The sequence below is a fragment of the Phenylobacterium sp. genome, assembly GCF_013822795.1.
Classification (GTDB): domain Bacteria; phylum Pseudomonadota; class Alphaproteobacteria; order Caulobacterales; family Caulobacteraceae; genus Phenylobacterium.
The window spans coordinates 33,377-48,798 of the sequence record NZ_PNLB01000024.1 but is presented as its reverse complement, the minus strand read 5'-3'; the positions used below and the strand labels follow the sequence as shown (position 1 = coordinate 48,798).

Sequence of the window (15,422 nt, the reverse complement as noted above, 5' to 3'; positions counted from 1 at the left end):
CCTTAGGCGGCTTCGACGTTGCGGCGTTCAAGGTGGCTGACGAGACGCTCTTTCCAAACGCGCGGGGCGCCGGCCACGAGCGAGAGCTGGCGCGAGCGCCGGTAGTGCAGATGGCAGTCCATTTCCCAGGTGAAGCCGATCCCGCCGTGAGTCTGGATGTTCTCCTTGGAGCCGAACCAGTAGGCCTCGCTGGCGGCGATGCGGGCGGCGCTGGCGGCGACCGGCAGCTCCTGCGCGTTCGTGTTCAGCGCCCAGGCGCCGTAGTAGGCGTTCGAACGCGAAAGCTCGTTCTTGACGTACATGTCGGCAAGCTTGTGCTTGATCGCCTGGTAGGAGGCGATGAGGCGGCCGAAGGCGTAGCGCTCCATCGCATACTCCTTGGCCATCTCCAGGCAGCGGTCGGCGCCGCCGGTCTGTTCAAAGGCCAGCAGCACGGCCGCACGGTCAAAGATCTGTTCGACCAGCTCGAAGCCCTCGCCGGCGGCGCCCAGACGCCGGGCCGGCGCGCCCTTGAAGGTCAGCTTGGCCGCATCGCGGGTCGGATCGAGCGTCTTGACCGCTTCGCGCACCACCGCCGCATCGCTCAGATCGACGAGGAACAGGCCGGCCTTGCCATTCTCCTTGGCCAGCACCAGGGCGACGTCGGCGATGTCGCCGTCGGTCACCGGCACCTTCACGCCGCTCAGCTTGCCGTCGACGACGCTGGCCTGGAGGTTGGAGGCGGTGACGACGCCGGGCCCCTCGGACGTGGCGATCGCGCCGATCAGTTCGCCGGCGGCGATCTTCGGCAGAAGCTCGGCCTTCTGTTGGTCGTCGCCGGCCAACATGATCGCCTCAGCCAAGAAGTAGACCGTCGAGGCGAACGGGATCGGCGCCACCGCCCGACCCAATTCCTCGGCGATGACGCAAAGCTCAAGATGGCCCAGGCCCAGGCCGCCGTGCGCCTCCGGGATCGCAGCCCCGAGCCAGCCCTGCCCGGCCACCGCCTTCCAGAGGTCGGCGTCATAGGCCTTGGCGTCGTCGTCGAGCACCTTGCGCACCCGCGTGGTCGGGCAGTTGGCGTCGAGGAACTTGCGCGCCTCGTTCTTCAGGAACTTCTGGTCGTCCGAAAAGTCGAAATTCATTTCCGCCCATTCCGCCGTCTATGCGGCCGGTTGATGCTTGCTGGCGGCCACCATACGCACCGTGCGCGCCTTGGAAAGATTGACCTCGCGTCAAGAAATTCAGGGTTTTATGGCCGGCTGAACAAGAGCTCCGGAAGGCGCGCATGGCCAAGGCGATCTACCAACGTAACCAGAAAGTCTGGGTCGAGAGCGTCGGCGTCTGGGCGATGATCGAGCAGATCGTGCCGGTCTGGGCCAAGGGCTTCGATGAGCCGGTGCGGGTGTCCTACGACGTCGGTCTGGGTCGCGAGTTCCAGGCACATGAACTGCGGCCCGAACAGGAAAGCGGCGCCGAAGCGCTGGGCGCCGGGACCCCGCCGTGGCGGCTGATGCGCGCCCGCAACAAGTGGCAGACCGAGGAAGACGCCAGCCACCACCCCTATCCCGGGACCTATCCGGTGGTCGTGACCGATGCGGCCGACTGGGGCGGATGGCGGGTGCCCGGGGCTGAGTACGACCGTGACCCGCACAAGATCGAGTTCCAGGCGCGGCTGATCGCCCGCGCGCCGCATCTGCTGGCGCTGGCCCGCGAGGTGGTGCGCCTAGTCGACGAGAGCGCCGGCGATGCGCCGCCTGAACTGCAGCGCATCGCCGAGGAGATCGCCAAGCTGGACCGGCACTTCCGGGAAGCACCGACGGCGAGTCCGACTCCCGCCAGGGCGGCCGTGGCCTAAGCGCAAATCCTCGGGGACAGGCAGTGCGCCAGGACGACGTCCCTGAAATTCGGGAGGGGCCGCGTCCCCCGACACGACCCCATCCCTGTCGGTGATCCGGCGCGACGCCAACCCGCGTCGTCTGAGACGCCGCGTCCGAATTCCGCAAACCAGCAACTGACCCTGCCTGAGCAAGTAAGCACATTGCTTGTTCGCAAACAGTATTGCCGGCCGCCTGCGCGCCCCTCAATAGTGCAAATGCCCTATGCCCGACTGAAAAGCGGCGGCGCGCGACGATCGCAAGCCCGACATCCCTTCGAAGGCCGAGCTTGCGCAATCCCGTCGCTAGACGACTAGAACTTGTAGCCAATCCCGGCCGAGACGACCCAGGGGGCGAGCTTCACCTTGCTCTTGAGCGCGCCGCCGTTGACCGTCGCGTCGGTCTCGAAAAACACCTTCTTGACGTCCAGGTTGGCGCTCCACGGCCCCTGCAGCGCGACGTCGACGCCAGCCTGCAACGCGTAGCCGAAGCCGTCGTCGATATCGACCTTGAAGCCGTTCTGGTCCTCGCCGCCGTAGAAGATCATGTAGTTGATCCCGGCGCCGACATAGGGGCTGACCTTGGCCTGCGGCGCGAAGTGGTACTGCAGCGAGACGACCGGCGGCAGCACCCAGGTCTCGTGCACCGTGACGTCGGTGCCCGGGCCGACCGCCTTGACCTCGTGCTGGGTGGTCCCGGCGATGGCTTCGATGGCCAGGTTATCAGTCAGGAAGTAGGTCAGGCCGAGCGTCGGCATCACGTCGTCCCCGACCTTCGCCTTCAGGCCGCTGTCGACGCCGCCGGCGGTCAGGATCGGATCCTCCGCATCGGTCAGCACGCCGCTGATGCGGGCGTTCAGCATCAACAGCCCCTTTTCCTTCGGACGGAAGTCTTGAGCGGCGGCGGGTGCGGCGATGGCGAGGGCGGCGCCCAGGACCAGGGCGAAGCGAGCGGTCGTCATGAATATCCCCATTTCTCTTATGGCTATTACAGATGGAGACATCCCGCCGATCAGACGGCTGCGCCTTGACCGACCTCAAATCGGCACACTGGCGGACCGCGCGGGGCATGGCTAAATGCGCCTCATGCGCACAGAAACGCCTCAGGCGATCCGGCTCGCCGACTACACCCCGCCCGCCTTCCTCATCGACGAGGTCCGCCTCGATTTCGACCTCGCGCCGAACACGACGCGCGTGAAGGCCCGCCTGAGCATCCGGCGCAACGGCGATCACGCCGACCCGCTGGTGCTGAACGGCGAGCGGCTGAAGCCGGTCTCGGTGGCGCTGGATGGCCGTGTCCTGGCCGAGGGCGAGCGCACGATCGACGCCGAGTTCCTGACTGTTCCGAACGTGCCCGACGCGTTCGTGCTAGAGACCGAGGTCGAGATCGATCCGGAGAACAACAAGGCCCTCGAGGGCCTCTACATGTCCGGCGGCCGCTTCTGCACCCAATGCGAGGCCGAGGGCTTCCGCAAGATCACCTGGTATCCCGATCGGCCTGACGTGCTGTCGCGCTTCACCGTGCGCATCGTGGCCGACAAGTCGTTCCGCCACCTGCTGTCGAACGGCAACCTGCTGGAGGCCGGCGAGCTGCCGGGCGAGCGGCACTTCGCGGTCTGGAACGACCCGTTCCCCAAGCCGGCCTATCTGTTCGCCCTGGTCGGCGGCGAGCTGGACGTGCTGGAAGACAAGCTGGTCACCATGACGGGCCGCACCGTCGACCTGCGCATCTTCGTCGACACCGGCATGGCGCCGCGCGCCGCTTACGCCATGGACGCGCTCAAGCGCTCGATGAAGTGGGACGAGGAAGCCTTCGGCCGCGAGTACGACCTGGACCTCTTCATGATCGTCGCCGTGCGCGACTTCAACTTCGGGGCCATGGAGAACAAGGGGTTGAACATCTTCAACTCCTCGCTGCTTCTGGCTGACCCGGCGACCGCCACCGACCTCGACTACGAGCGCATCGAGAGCGTCGTCGCCCACGAGTACTTCCACAACTGGACGGGCGACCGGATCACCTGCCGCGACTGGTTCCAGCTCTGCCTGAAAGAAGGCCTGACCGTCTTCCGCGACCAGAGCTTCTCGGCCGACATGCGCGGCCACGCGGTCCAACGGATCAAGGACGTCAAGGCGCTGCGCGCGCGCCAGTTCCCCGAGGACCAGGGACCGCTGGCCCACCCCGTGCGGCCGTCCAGCTACATGAAGATCGACAACTTCTACACCGCGACGATCTACGAGAAGGGCGCCGAGGTCATCCGGATGCTCAAGACCCTGATCGGGGCCGAGGCCTTCCGGCAAGGCATGGATCTCTACTTCGAGCGCTGGGACGGTCACGCCACCACGGTCGAGGAGTTTATCCGCTGCTTCGCCGAGGTCAGCGGCCAGGACCTCACCGACTTCTTCGCCTGGTACGAACAGGCGGGCACGCCGAAGGTGTCGCTGGCCCACAGCTACGACGCCGAGGCCCGGACGCTGACCCTCGATCTGTCGCAGACCACTCCGCCCACGCCCGGGCAGCCGGACAAGCGGCCGCTGCCAGTGCCGGTGATCATCGGCCTGCTCGACGCCGAGGGCCGCACGCTGGCTTTCGAACGCGACGGCCGCGCGGTGGACGAGACGCTGGTCGTGCTCGACGGCGCCGCCAAGTCCGTCACCCTGACCGGCGTCGACGCCGCGCCGGTGGTCTCAGCCTTGCGCGGGTTCTCATCGCCAGTAACCCTGCGGACCGACGCGCGCGCGGCCGACCGTTACGTGCAGCTCGCTGGCGATCCCGACCTATTCAATCGCTGGGAGTCCGGTCAGGAACTGGCCCGCGCCCTCATCATAGCCCGGGCTAAGGGCGCGCCGGACGAAGTTGGCGAGGAACGCTTCGCCGAGGCGCTCGGCCGGGCGCTGTCCGACCAAGCCTCGGACCCAGCCTTCAAGGCGCTGCTGCTTTCGCTGCCGAGCGAATCCGACCTGGCCCTGGCCATCCAACCGGCCGACCCGGCCGCCATCCACGAGGCGCGCGAAGCCCTACGGACACGCCTGGCCCTGCACCTGACTGACGACCTCAAGCGGCTGCACATCGGGCTGCAGGAGCTCGCCGAGTTCTCGCCGGATGCAGCGAGCGCCGGACGCCGGGCGCTGCGCAACGCGGCCCTCGACCTAATGGCGGCCAATCCTCGCGCCGAGATCGGCGAGCTGGCGGACGGCCACTACCGCGCGGCCGCCAACATGACCGATGCGATCGGCGGCCTGTCGGCGCTGATGCTGGTCGGCGGCGAACCCTACGAGAGCGCCCTCGCCGACTTCTTCGAGCGCTGGAAGTCCGAGCCGCTGGTGATCGACAAGTGGTTCGCCCTCCAGGCCCGAGACCCGGACGAATCCGCCCTCGGCCGCGTCATGGGGCTGACCGCGCATCCGGCCTTCGACCAGAAGAATCCCAACCGCCTGCGGGCGCTGGTCTCGACCTTCGCCAACTTCAACCCGGCCCGGTTCCACGATCCGAGCGGGGCGGGATACCGGTTCCTGGCCGACCAGATTTTGGCCGTCGACGGCTTCAATCCGATGACCGCCGCGCGTCTGGTCGAGCCGCTCGGCGGCTGGCGGCGCTACAAGCCCGAGTTGGGCGCGCTGATGAAGGAGCAACTGGCGCGCATCGCCGCGACCGAGGGACTATCAAAGAACGTCTACGAGCTGGCGAGCAAGGCCCTGGCCGACTAGCGCCCAGCTGTCCCCGGCGCACGCGGCGCACGGAATGTTTACGTTAGTTCCGGAACGTCGGGGACAAGCCTGGAGCGCGCGGCATGTCCATGCCCCTTCACCGACTGCGGTTCCTGGTCGTTGACGACAGCACCCACGCCGTCAACCTGGTGAAGGCGATGCTTCGCGGCTTCGGCGCCAGCCGGCTCGACGACGCCCAAACCATCGCCGCGGCCAAGGCTCAGATGCGCGCTGCGCCCAGCGACATCGTCATCCTCGACTACATGCTGGGCGCCGAGGAAGGCGTGGACTTCGCGCGTTGGCTACGGACCGCGCCCGAGAGCCCAGCGCCCTACACCCCGATCATCCTGCTGACCGGCCATGCGGATCGCTCCCGCATCATGGCGGCCCGCGACGCCGGCGTGAACGAGTTCTGCGTCAAGCCGATTACGCCGGCGGACCTGCTCAAGCGGATCGCCTGGGTGATCGACAAAAGCCGCCCCTTCGTCCGCAGCGAGACCTATTTCGGTCCGGATCGCCGACGGCACGATGACCCGAAATACACAGGTCTCGAACGTCGATCCGATCGGCGCGCAAAACCCTAGTTGTTAAGCTAGACGGCCCGTGACGCGACCTGCCTGCTTGCGTAGACTCGTCGCCAAGGTGAATCGGCGCGCAGAGGAGCGGCTGGGCTTTGGCCAAACGCGGGGGCAAGGACAAGGCCGAAGGTCGGCCCGGCCGCCTGCGCGAAGCCCCGGCGCCAGGATCGCGGCTGCTCGCGCACCAGGGCTTCGTGCGTGTCGCCATCCTGTCGACCCTGTTGCTGCTGGCGGTCTATACGGCCGTGGCGGTCGTGCGGATCAGCCGCGAGCCCCAGGCCCAGGCGCTTGAAAACGCCGCCCTCCCCGGCCGCGCCGAGGCGTTGGCAGGGCGCATCGAGACCGAAGGCGCATCCCTACGCGGCGGCCTGCTGGCCGCACGCGAAATTCTGCAGCGCGAGGCGGCCCCGCCGCTGGACGCCGCCGAGACCGGCCTGACCGCCGCTGCGGGCGCGGCGACCGCGGTCGCGGTCCTCGACGACCAGGGTGTGATCGCCCTGGCCGGCAAGGCCCCGGGGGTCGACTGGCGTGCGCTCCTTAGCGAGATCGAGCGCGGCAAGGATGCGATCTGGTTCGGCGGCTCGGCCCAACCCGCTCCGGCGCTGGCCGCCTCGATCGAGGCGATGACTCCAAAGGGCCGGCGCCGCGTCGTCGTGATCGGCGACCCCACGCGGCTGGGCGCGGCCCTGGCGCCGGATCAGGCGCTCGCCGCCTCCAGCGGGCGGATCATCGCCGCGCTCGGCGGAGGCGGACTGTCGCAGGCCTTGGACGTCAGCCAGGGCTTTGGCGTGTCGGCCGCGGATCTGAGCCGCGCCGGCAGCCTGCTGAAGGGCGCTAAGCCCGACGGCGCGCCCCTCGACATCGTGGCCCGCCCGGCGATGGGCGGAGCGCTGTTGACCATTGCGGCGACCTCTTCCAGCGCTCAGGAGGGCCTGTCGGCCGGCCGCGAACTTGCCTGGCTGACCGCCCCGCTGGTGGTGGCCTTCGCCCTTGGCCTGCTGCTCCTCAACCAGAGCCGCCGCATCGAGAACGCCCAGCAGGCCTTCATCGATTCCGAACAACGCTTCCGCCTTGCGGTCGAGGCCGCCCGCTGCGGGATCTGGGAATGGGACCTGACCACCGACCAGATGTTCATGTCCGACGTGACCGGCGCAATCTTCGGCTGGGGCGGCGGCGGCGTGGCCAGCGGCCAGGAGGTGCTGGACCGCGTCTCGCCCGACCATCGCGAGCGCGTGCGCCAGGCGCTGTCGACCGCAGCGACGTACGGCGGTTTCGACGTGTCGTTCCGCGTGCCGTCGTTGCAGGGCGGCCGGCCGATCTGGATCGACGCTCGCGGCCAAGCTTTCGGCCGCCCAGAGCATGAGGGTTATTCGCGGATCATCGGCGTGGCGCTTGACGTCACCGAGGAGCGGATGGCCCAGGCCCGCGCCCAGGCCGCCGAGGGGCGGCTGCGCGACGCCATCGAGAGCGTCTCCGAGGCCTTCGTGTTGTGGGACCGCAACGGACGCCTGCTGCTGTGCAACCAGAACTTCCGCAATGTCTTTTCGCTGGAGCCGCGTCTGCTCAAGCCTGGGGCCCTGCGCGAGGAGGTCAGCCGCTTCGCCCAACTGGCGATCCAGCAAGAGGGCCCGAGCCCCGACGGCCGCAAAGGCGTGCGCGAGGCCGAGCTGGCCGACGGCCGTTGGATCCAGATCTCCGAACGCCGTACGGCCGAAGGCGGCTTGGTCATGACCGCGGCGGACATCACCGCGATCAAGACCCAGGAAGCGGCCCGCCGCCAGAACGAGGAGCAGTTGCAGCGGGTGGTGGAGAACCTGGAGCGCAGCCAGGAGCAGCTCTCTGAACTGGCGCGCAAGTACGAGATGGAGAAGGTCCGCGCCGAGGGCGCCAACAAGGCCAAGAGCGAGTTCCTGGCCAATATGAGCCACGAGCTGCGTACTCCGCTGAACGCGATCAACGGCTTCTCCGAGATCATGGTCGGCGAGATGTTTGGGACGCTTGGCGACCCCCGCTACAAGGGCTATGCGCAAGACATCTTGTCATCGGGCCAGCACCTGCTGGCGCTGATCAACGACATCCTCGACATGTCGAAGATCGAGGCCGGCAAGATGAACCTGAAACTCGAGCCGCTGGCGCTCGAAGAGGTGGCTGAAGACGCCGCGCGGCTGGTGCGCAATCGCGCCGAGGCCGCCGGCCTGACGCTCACCATCGATTTTCCGCATTTGCCGGAGGTCGAGGCCGACTATCGGGCGGTCAAGCAGGTGCTGCTGAACCTGCTCTCCAACGCCATCAAGTTCACCCCTCGCGGCGGCCGGGTGACGGTACGCGGCGAGGGCCGGCGCGATCCGACCGGCGAGAGCATCCGCGTCAGCGTTCAGGACACCGGCATCGGCATCGCCCAGGACGACCTGGCGCGCCTGGCGCGGCCGTTCGAGCAAGTCGAAAGCCAGCATTCCAAGACCACCCAGGGCACCGGCTTGGGCTTGGCGCTCACCAAATCGCTGGTCGAGATGCACGGCGGCATGCTCGACATGCAGAGCGCGCCTGGAGAAGGCACGATGGTGTCGTTCACTATTCCACTCCGCCGAGGCGAAATCGGCCGGCCGGTCGACGGCTTCGCGGCCGCCTAGCGGGGCCTCTCCATCGACGGCCGCGGCCCGCCCGGACGCTGAGTAAGGCCCTGGGCCAGGACCTTCCGCTCCTCAGGCGAAAGTCCGGCGGCGAAATCGATCATGTCCTCTTCGATCTGACCACGAGCGTCGGCCTCCTGGGCGCGAATGCCGGCCAGCCGGCGCTTTGTGGCGACGGGATCGAACGGCTCCTGCCCGATCGAGCGCCAGGCTTCCATTCGCGCGGCGCGGGCCGCGCGCATCGCCTCGCGCACCTCAGGACTCTGATCACGCAGGGCGCGGCGATAGGCCTGCGCTCGGTCGGGCGGCAAGGCGTCGCCGGCCCGCCACAGCGGCGGGTTCGGACGCTGGCCCGGGTGCGGACGTTCGGCCCGCACCTTCTGACCGACGACCAGGCCGCCGGCCACCGCGCCGACCAGAAACAGGTTCAGCGACAACGAGGCGAAGAGCGCGATCAGCAGGGTCTTGCGGCTCATCTATGCGCCCTCCAACGTCACCAGCCCCGACAAGTCGTCATAGTTGCTGATCGCGGCGCTGACCGTGTCGTCCATCGTCGGCGCCTGGGGCGCGTCGGACAGCATCACCCCGACCACCAGGCCAGCCGCGCAGGCTGCGGCCAGGCCGGCGCCGACGCCCGCGCGCATGAACCACGCGTTCAGGCTCCACCGTCGCCGGGGTGTCGGGGCCGAGGCCGCCACCGCGTCGCGCAGCGCCGGAGAGACCGCCACCGGCGCCCAGAGATCGAGCGCGGCGTCGAGCTCGCCCGCGTCGCTCAGCACGATGCGCGCAAACTCCGGCTCGGCCGCCATCAGCAGCGTCGCGGCGTCACGCTCCGCGGTCGGCCAGCGGGCGATGTCGCCACCATAGGCCTGCGCCAGGATTTCGAAACGTTCGTGGGTCATCCGATTAACCTCCCACCATGTCCGCCAACGCCGCGCGCAAGGCGCGCCTCCCCCGCCCCAGTAAACTCTCCAGAGCCTCGACGCTGACGCCCATCAAGCCGGCCGCCTCGATGTTCGAGAGCTCCTGGTAGTGACACAGCACGATCGCCTCCCGCTGCCTGTCCGGCAGGCGCTGCATGGCCGCCGAGACGCGGTCGCCGACATCTCTGGCCTCCAGGCCGCGATCGGGAGCCGGGCCCTCGTCCGCCTGTTCGGGCGGGTTGTCGGTGACCACCTCGCGGCGTCGGCGCAGCCGATCGTAGCAGAGGTTCAGCGCCACGCGGTGTAGCCAGGTGTCGAACCGCGCGCCGCCGGGACGCCAGCTGGGCGCCTGCTTCCATGCCCGCACAAACGTCTCCTGGGCCACGTCCTCGGCCTCGGCAGGATCGCTCAGCATCCGGCCCGCCAGGGCGAGCAGCCGCGGCAGCTTGCGAGCGACGAGCGCACGAACCGCCGCCGGGTCGCCTTCGCCCACGCGCGTCAGCAGCTCCTCGTCCGGATCGCTCAAACGTCACCTCGCCTGCGAGGGATGGGAGCCTGCAATGTCGTTCAATCGCCGTCACGGCCTCTGTTCTGGCGCATAGCGTCTCTTACGCCTTGCCGCCTGTTCAACGCACCGCACCGCCTGATCCGTCGCTCATGCCCCGACAATCGTCTCATAAGCGCTCCGCGCGACGGTGCGCGCGGTCGCCAGCTTGGCGCGCAGTGCGCGGAAGTCGCGCACGTCCCCGGCCCGGGCCAGAAGCGTGCGGAACGCCTTCGGCTCCTCGGACGGATCGGCGTTGTCGCCCAGCGCCACCTTCAAGAGCTGGGTGAGGTTCTGCTGCAGCGCCCAGGCCTTGCGCAGCGCTGCGAGCGCATCGGCGGGAGCCAGCCCGTCGAAGGCGGCAAGCGCCTCGGCGGTGTTCTGACGCAAGGGCCCGCCATCGGCGGCGTGGGCCAGCTGCAGGTACTGAGCCGCGAACTCGATATCAACCAAGCCGCCCGGCGACAGCTTCAGGTCCCACTCCCCCTTCGGCGGTCGCTCCCGCTCCAGCAGCCCGCGCATGTCGCGGACATCGGCCGCGGTGCGCGCGCCGTCGCGCGGACGACGTAGGGCGGATTCGACCGCGGCCGTGGCCGCCTCCGCAAAGTCGGGCGAGCTGGCCCAGACCACGCGAGCCCGTGTCAGAGCCAACAGCTCCCAGGTCTCGGCCTCACGCTCGTAATAGTCCTCGAAGGCCGTGAAGCTGACTGCGACCGGTCCCTTGGTGCCGGAGGGCCGCAGCTGCATGTCGACTTCGTAGAGTTCGCCTTCGCCAGTCGGGGTCGAGAGCGCTGCGATCAGGCGTTGGGTGAAACGGCCGTAGAAGACGTCGGCGCTCCACTCCTTGATCGACGACGTCGCGCCCGGCTCCGAGGCCCGGTAGAGCGTCATCAGGTCCAGATCCGAACCGGCGCTCATCTCGCGCGAACCGCACTTGCCGAGCGCAATGACGGCCACCTCTCCAGGGAACTGGCCGCCCAGCCGCTCGGCCTCGGCCAGCGCCGCGGGGGCGAGCGCCTCCATGCAGATGTCGGCGAGATCGGCGAACGCACGGCCGGCCAGCTCGGCGCTGGCCGCGCCGCTCATCACCTGCACGCCGACACGGAACGCCTGCTCGCGGTGGATGCGGCGGACCGCGTCCATAACCTCTTCGAACCCATCTGCGCGGCTGACCGCGTGGGCCATGACGCTGCGATCCTCGTCGCTGTCGATGCTGGCGAAGAAGGCCCCGTCCAGCAGCGCGTCGAGCGCCGCGGGTCGCCGCGCCAGCGTGCTCGCCAGCCGCGGGGCGAAGGCCATGACCTGCACCATCAACTCGAACAGCTTCGGCTGCGCCAGGAACAGCGACTGCAGCTGGACCCCAGACGAGAGCTTGGAGAAGAACGCCTCAAAGCGGGTGAAGGCCACGTCCGGCGCGCCGCTGGCCTGGGCCGCATCGAGCAGTCGCGGCGCCAGCCGAGTGAAGAGCTCCCGCCCACGCGCCGTGCGGGTCGCCTGGATATGGCCGTGGTGCCAGCTGCGGATCGTCTGCGAGATCGTCGCTGGATGCGAGAAGCCCATGCGAGCCAGCGTCGCCAGGGTCTCCGGATCGTCCTCGACGCCGGTGAAGATCAGGCTGCCGAACCGCGAGGACAGCTGCTCCTCGTCAGGAAACAGCTCGCCATAGCGCCGGTTAACGGTCTTCAGGATGCGCTCGACGGCGGCGTCGAAGCTGCGCACGCGATCGAACCCCGACAGTGCGGCCACGCGCTTGCGCTCGCCGTCGGATTCAGAGAGCCGATGCGTCTGCTCGTCGGCTAACATCTGTACGCGATGCTCGGCGGCGCGCAGCTGACGATAGGCTTCGCTCAGTTCGTCGGCCGCCTGGGCCGAGACGTGGCCCGCCGCCTCCAGGGCGCGCAGCGCGTCGAGCGTGCGCGGCGAGCGCAGCTCGGGATGGCGGCCGCCCAGGATCAGTTGCTGCGTCTGGACGTAGAATTCGATCTCGCGGATCCCGCCGCGACCGAGCTTGAGGTCGACGCCCTTTGCGGTCAGGCGATCGTCGACCTTGTGCACGTGGATCTGGCGCTTGATCGAATGGATGTCGGCGATGGCCGCGAAATCGAGGTTCTTGCGCCAGATGAACGGGGCCAGCTCGTCGAGGAACGCCTCGCCACGACCAATGTCGCCGGCCGCCGCGCGGGCCTTGATGAAGGCTGCACGCTCCCAGTTCTGGCCGACGCTCTCGTAATAGTCGAAGGCCGCGGGCGCCGGCACCGCCGGCGGGGTCGAAGACGGGTCGGGCCGCAGCCGCAGGTCGACGCGGAAGACATACCCGTCGCCGGTCTTGTCCTGCATCATGTCCGCTAGCCGATGGGTCAGGCGGACCGCGAAGGCCTGGGTCTCGACCCCGTCGGCCAGCGGCAGGACCTCGGGCTCGTAGAAGACCGAGATGTCGATGTCGCTGGAATAGTTCAGCTCATAGGCGCCGTGCTTGCCCATCGCGATGCAGAACCAGCCGGGAACGGGCCCCTCCTCGCCCTCTCCCATGCGGGTCAGACGGCCAGCCTCAAATTCGCCGCGGGCGGCGACGGTCAGGGCCGAGGCCAGCGCCGCGTCGGCGAAGCGGGTCAGCGAGCCCGTCACCTGGTCGAGGTTCCAGACCCCGCCGAGGTCGGCCAGGGCGATCAGCAGGTGCGCCTCCGCCTTCAACTTGCGCAGTCCGGCCTTGGCGCTGTCCCAGTCAGCTAGGGCCAGCGCCGTGGTCCGCGCCAGCAGGTCGTCGAACCGCGCGCCCGGCTCGCTATCGAGCAGGTCGCGCAACCGCGCCGGATCACGACGCGCCAGGCCGGTCAGGTAGGGTGAGGCGCCGAACACCGGCGCCAACGCCGGCCATGCCCTCTCGAGCTGGGCGGTCCAGCTGTCGCGCGCCGCCGCCTCCATGAGCACGTTTCGGGCGCGGTCGGCGGCCTTCTCGTCGGCGATGGGACCGCAGGGGCGGATGGCGTCAATCAATCGAGTCATCGTGGAACGACATTAGCCGGGCGACGATGGACATTTCACTAGGACGTGTGCCCAGGGGCGACGATCAGGCCGCGCGCGGCAGGATCAGCGCCACCCGCAATCCAGGGCCCATCTCACCGACCTTGCCGGGGCCTTCCGAAAGCTCGAGCCGCCCGCCGTGCGCCTCGGCGACAGCGGCGACCAGCGAGAGCCCTAGGCCCGAGCCCGGCTCGCTGCGGCTGTTCTCCAGGCGCACGAAGCGTTCGACTACCCGGGCGCGATCTTCGTCGGGTACCCCTGGTCCAGTGTCGGTGACGGAAAACTCGATCTCGCCCGACGAACGCCGACGCACGCGCAGCATGATCGCCCCGCCCGAAGGCGTGTACTTCACGGCGTTGTCCAAAAGGTTGGCCAGCGCCTGCGCCAAGAACTCGCGATTGCCGCGGACCTGCAGGTTCTTGGCGAACTCGGCTCCGAACTCCAGGCCCTTGTCCTCGCACGTCGGCTCATAGAGCTCGGCAAGGTCGGCCGCCAGCTCGGCCGGATCGAACAGGGCCTGGTCAGGCGCCTGGCCGGCGGCCTGCAGCCGGGCGATGGCCAGCACCGCGCTGAAGGTCTTGAGGACGCCGTCGGTGTCGTCGAGCGCCTGGGCCAAGGCTTCCTCGGCGTCACCTTTGCCAGCCTCGACGTCGAGATAGGCGGTTTCCAGCCGCGCACGCAGACGGGTGAGCGGCGAGCGCAGGTCATGGGCGATCGCGTCGCCGGCGTGGCGGTGTCCCGCCATCGAGCGCTGCAACCGGTCGAGCATCTCGTTGATGCCCTCGGACAGCTCATCGAACTCATCGCGGGCGCCGCGCACGGCGGCGCGGGCGTCGAAATCGCCATTGCGGACCGCTGCCACTACGTCGTTCAGCGCGCCCATGCTGCGCGAGACATTGCGGCTGACCAGCAGGCCGCCGGCCAGGCCGAGCACGACGACCAGCGCCCCGGCCCCCCAGAGCGCGCGGGTGATCTTGACCACATAGGCCTGGTCCTCGCTGATGTCAGCGCCGACAAACAGGATCTCGCCGCCGCTCAGCCGCTCCTGAATGCCGCGGGCCGGATGCTTCACCAGCCGCCCCTGGCCGTCGTCGTCGGTGACCGAGAAGCTGGCGCGGGTCGATACACCGACCGCCGCGCCGGCGTCCTCGATCGGCGTCTCGGCGATCGAGCCGGAAATCCGCGAGCCGTCCGGCTTCATCAGCAGATAGAGGAAGGGCCGCTCGCTCGCGGCCCTCTCGATCAGCGACTGGTTCACCGCGTCGACGCCGGCGCGGTCGTAGGCCGCCACCAGCGAGCGCATTTCCCGCGTGATGTTCTGGTCGGTGCGCCGCGTCGCCTCGCCTGCGGTCGCCAGATAGATGTAGGCCAGGAAGGCGCTGGCGGCCGCAGCGAACAGCGCCAGGAACAGCAGCGTCAGCCGGAACGGCGTGGTGCGAAAGAGCCTCGGCAGGCGCATGGCGCGCGCCCGGCCTTACGGGTCGAGGCGGTAGCCCGCCCCGCGGACAGTCTGCAGCATCGCCCGGTCGAAACCCTTGTCGATTTTCGAACGCAGCCGCGAGACATGCACGTCGATGACGTTGGTCTGGGGATCGAAGTGGTACTCCCAGACCTTCTCGAGCAGCATGGTGCGCGTCACCGACTGGCCGGCGTGGCGCATCATGAACTCCAGCAGCTGGAACTCACGCGGTTGCAGGTCGATCTCCTTGCCCTGGCGGTGCACCGTCCGGGCGATGAGATCCATCTCCAGTTCACCGACCCGCAGCAAGGTCTGAACCGAGCCGGTCTCCCGACGCCGCGACAGCGCCTCGACCCGGGCGATCAACTCGACGAAGGCGTAGGGCTTGACCAGATAATCGTCGCCGCCGGCCTTGAGGCCTTCGACGCGGTCGTTGATCTCACCGAGCGCGGACAGGAACAGCACCGGGGTCTGATCGCCCTCGCGCCGCAGCGCCTGGACCATCGAAACCCCGTCCATGCGCGGCATCATGCGGTCGACGATCATCACATCGAACTCGCCGGCCTGGGCGGCGGAGAGGCCCGCCTCCCCGTCGCTGGCCCGAACGCACTGGTGGCCGGCCTCGGTAAGGCCGCGGTCCATGACCTCGGCTGCTTCGAGGTCGTCTTCGACAATCAGAATCCGCATCGCTCGTCCCCCCAGGCTTG

General features: G+C 68.7%; 12 protein-coding genes. 4 read left to right on the top strand and 8 right to left on the bottom strand.

Going from position 1 to position 15,422, the window contains the following annotated elements; all coding sequences use genetic code 11:
* Positions 1 to 2: 2 nt before the first annotated feature.
* Positions 3 to 1,124: an acyl-CoA dehydrogenase family protein gene (locus C0481_RS19340; RefSeq protein ID WP_293406877.1), complete on the bottom strand. Its 1,122-nt coding sequence runs from the start codon at positions 1,122 to 1,124 to the stop codon at positions 3 to 5.
* 143 nt (positions 1,125 to 1,267) lie between these two features.
* On the opposite strand from C0481_RS19340, the gene C0481_RS19335 reads away from it, so the two are divergent.
* Positions 1,268 to 1,837, top strand: a complete 570-nt coding sequence (locus C0481_RS19335; protein WP_293406875.1) for a hypothetical protein — start codon at positions 1,268 to 1,270, stop codon at positions 1,835 to 1,837.
* Between the two features lie 332 nt (positions 1,838 to 2,169).
* Here the strand turns inward: C0481_RS19335 and C0481_RS19330 are convergent, their stop codons facing one another.
* Positions 2,170 to 2,817, bottom strand: a complete 648-nt coding sequence (locus tag C0481_RS19330; protein WP_293406873.1) for an OmpW family outer membrane protein — start codon at positions 2,815 to 2,817, stop codon at positions 2,170 to 2,172.
* Positions 2,818 to 2,941: 124 nt separating this feature from the next.
* On the opposite strand from C0481_RS19330, the gene pepN reads away from it, so the two are divergent.
* The 3 genes from pepN (at position 2,942) to C0481_RS19315 (ending at position 8,768) form a co-directional block, all read left to right on the top strand.
* Complete coding sequence (gene pepN, locus C0481_RS19325; RefSeq protein WP_293406871.1) at positions 2,942 to 5,560, top strand: aminopeptidase N; 2,619 nt, start codon at positions 2,942 to 2,944, stop codon at positions 5,558 to 5,560.
* An 83-nt stretch (positions 5,561 to 5,643) separates the two neighbouring features.
* The gene (locus tag C0481_RS19320; RefSeq protein ID WP_293406869.1) at positions 5,644 to 6,144 is read left to right on the top strand and encodes a response regulator; all 501 of its coding nucleotides are present in this window, start codon (positions 5,644 to 5,646) and stop codon (positions 6,142 to 6,144) included.
* 89 nt (positions 6,145 to 6,233) lie between these two features.
* On the top strand, positions 6,234 to 8,768 hold the full coding sequence (locus tag C0481_RS19315) for an ATP-binding protein (protein WP_363223819.1): 2,535 nt from the start codon (positions 6,234 to 6,236) through the stop codon (positions 8,766 to 8,768).
* Here C0481_RS19315 and C0481_RS19310 read toward each other — a convergent pair.
* From C0481_RS19310 to C0481_RS19285, 6 genes are all read right to left on the bottom strand, one after another.
* Complete coding sequence (locus tag C0481_RS19310) at positions 8,765 to 9,244, bottom strand: periplasmic heavy metal sensor (protein ID WP_293406866.1); 480 nt, start codon at positions 9,242 to 9,244, stop codon at positions 8,765 to 8,767. The two genes, C0481_RS19315 and C0481_RS19310, sit on opposite strands and share 4 nt — an antisense overlap.
* The gene (locus tag C0481_RS19305) at positions 9,245 to 9,670 is read right to left on the bottom strand and encodes a hypothetical protein (RefSeq protein WP_293406864.1); all 426 of its coding nucleotides are present in this window, start codon (positions 9,668 to 9,670) and stop codon (positions 9,245 to 9,247) included.
* Between the two features lie 4 nt (positions 9,671 to 9,674).
* Positions 9,675 to 10,217 carry an RNA polymerase sigma factor gene (locus C0481_RS19300; RefSeq protein WP_293406862.1) on the bottom strand — a complete coding sequence of 181 codons (543 nt, stop codon included), beginning with the start codon at positions 10,215 to 10,217 and terminating at the stop codon, positions 9,675 to 9,677.
* Between the two features lie 129 nt (positions 10,218 to 10,346).
* A complete protein-coding gene (locus C0481_RS19295; protein ID WP_293406860.1) occupies positions 10,347 to 13,238 on the bottom strand; it encodes a bifunctional [glutamine synthetase] adenylyltransferase/[glutamine synthetase]-adenylyl-L-tyrosine phosphorylase in 2,892 nt (963 codons plus the stop codon).
* A gap of 64 nt (positions 13,239 to 13,302) precedes the next feature.
* Entirely contained in the window at positions 13,303 to 14,715 is a 1,413-nt protein-coding gene (locus C0481_RS19290) for a HAMP domain-containing sensor histidine kinase (protein WP_293406858.1), read from the bottom strand.
* Positions 14,716 to 14,730: 15 nt separating this feature from the next.
* Entirely contained in the window at positions 14,731 to 15,402 is a 672-nt protein-coding gene (locus tag C0481_RS19285) for a response regulator transcription factor (protein WP_293406856.1), read from the bottom strand.
* Positions 15,403 to 15,422 lie beyond the last annotated feature (20 nt).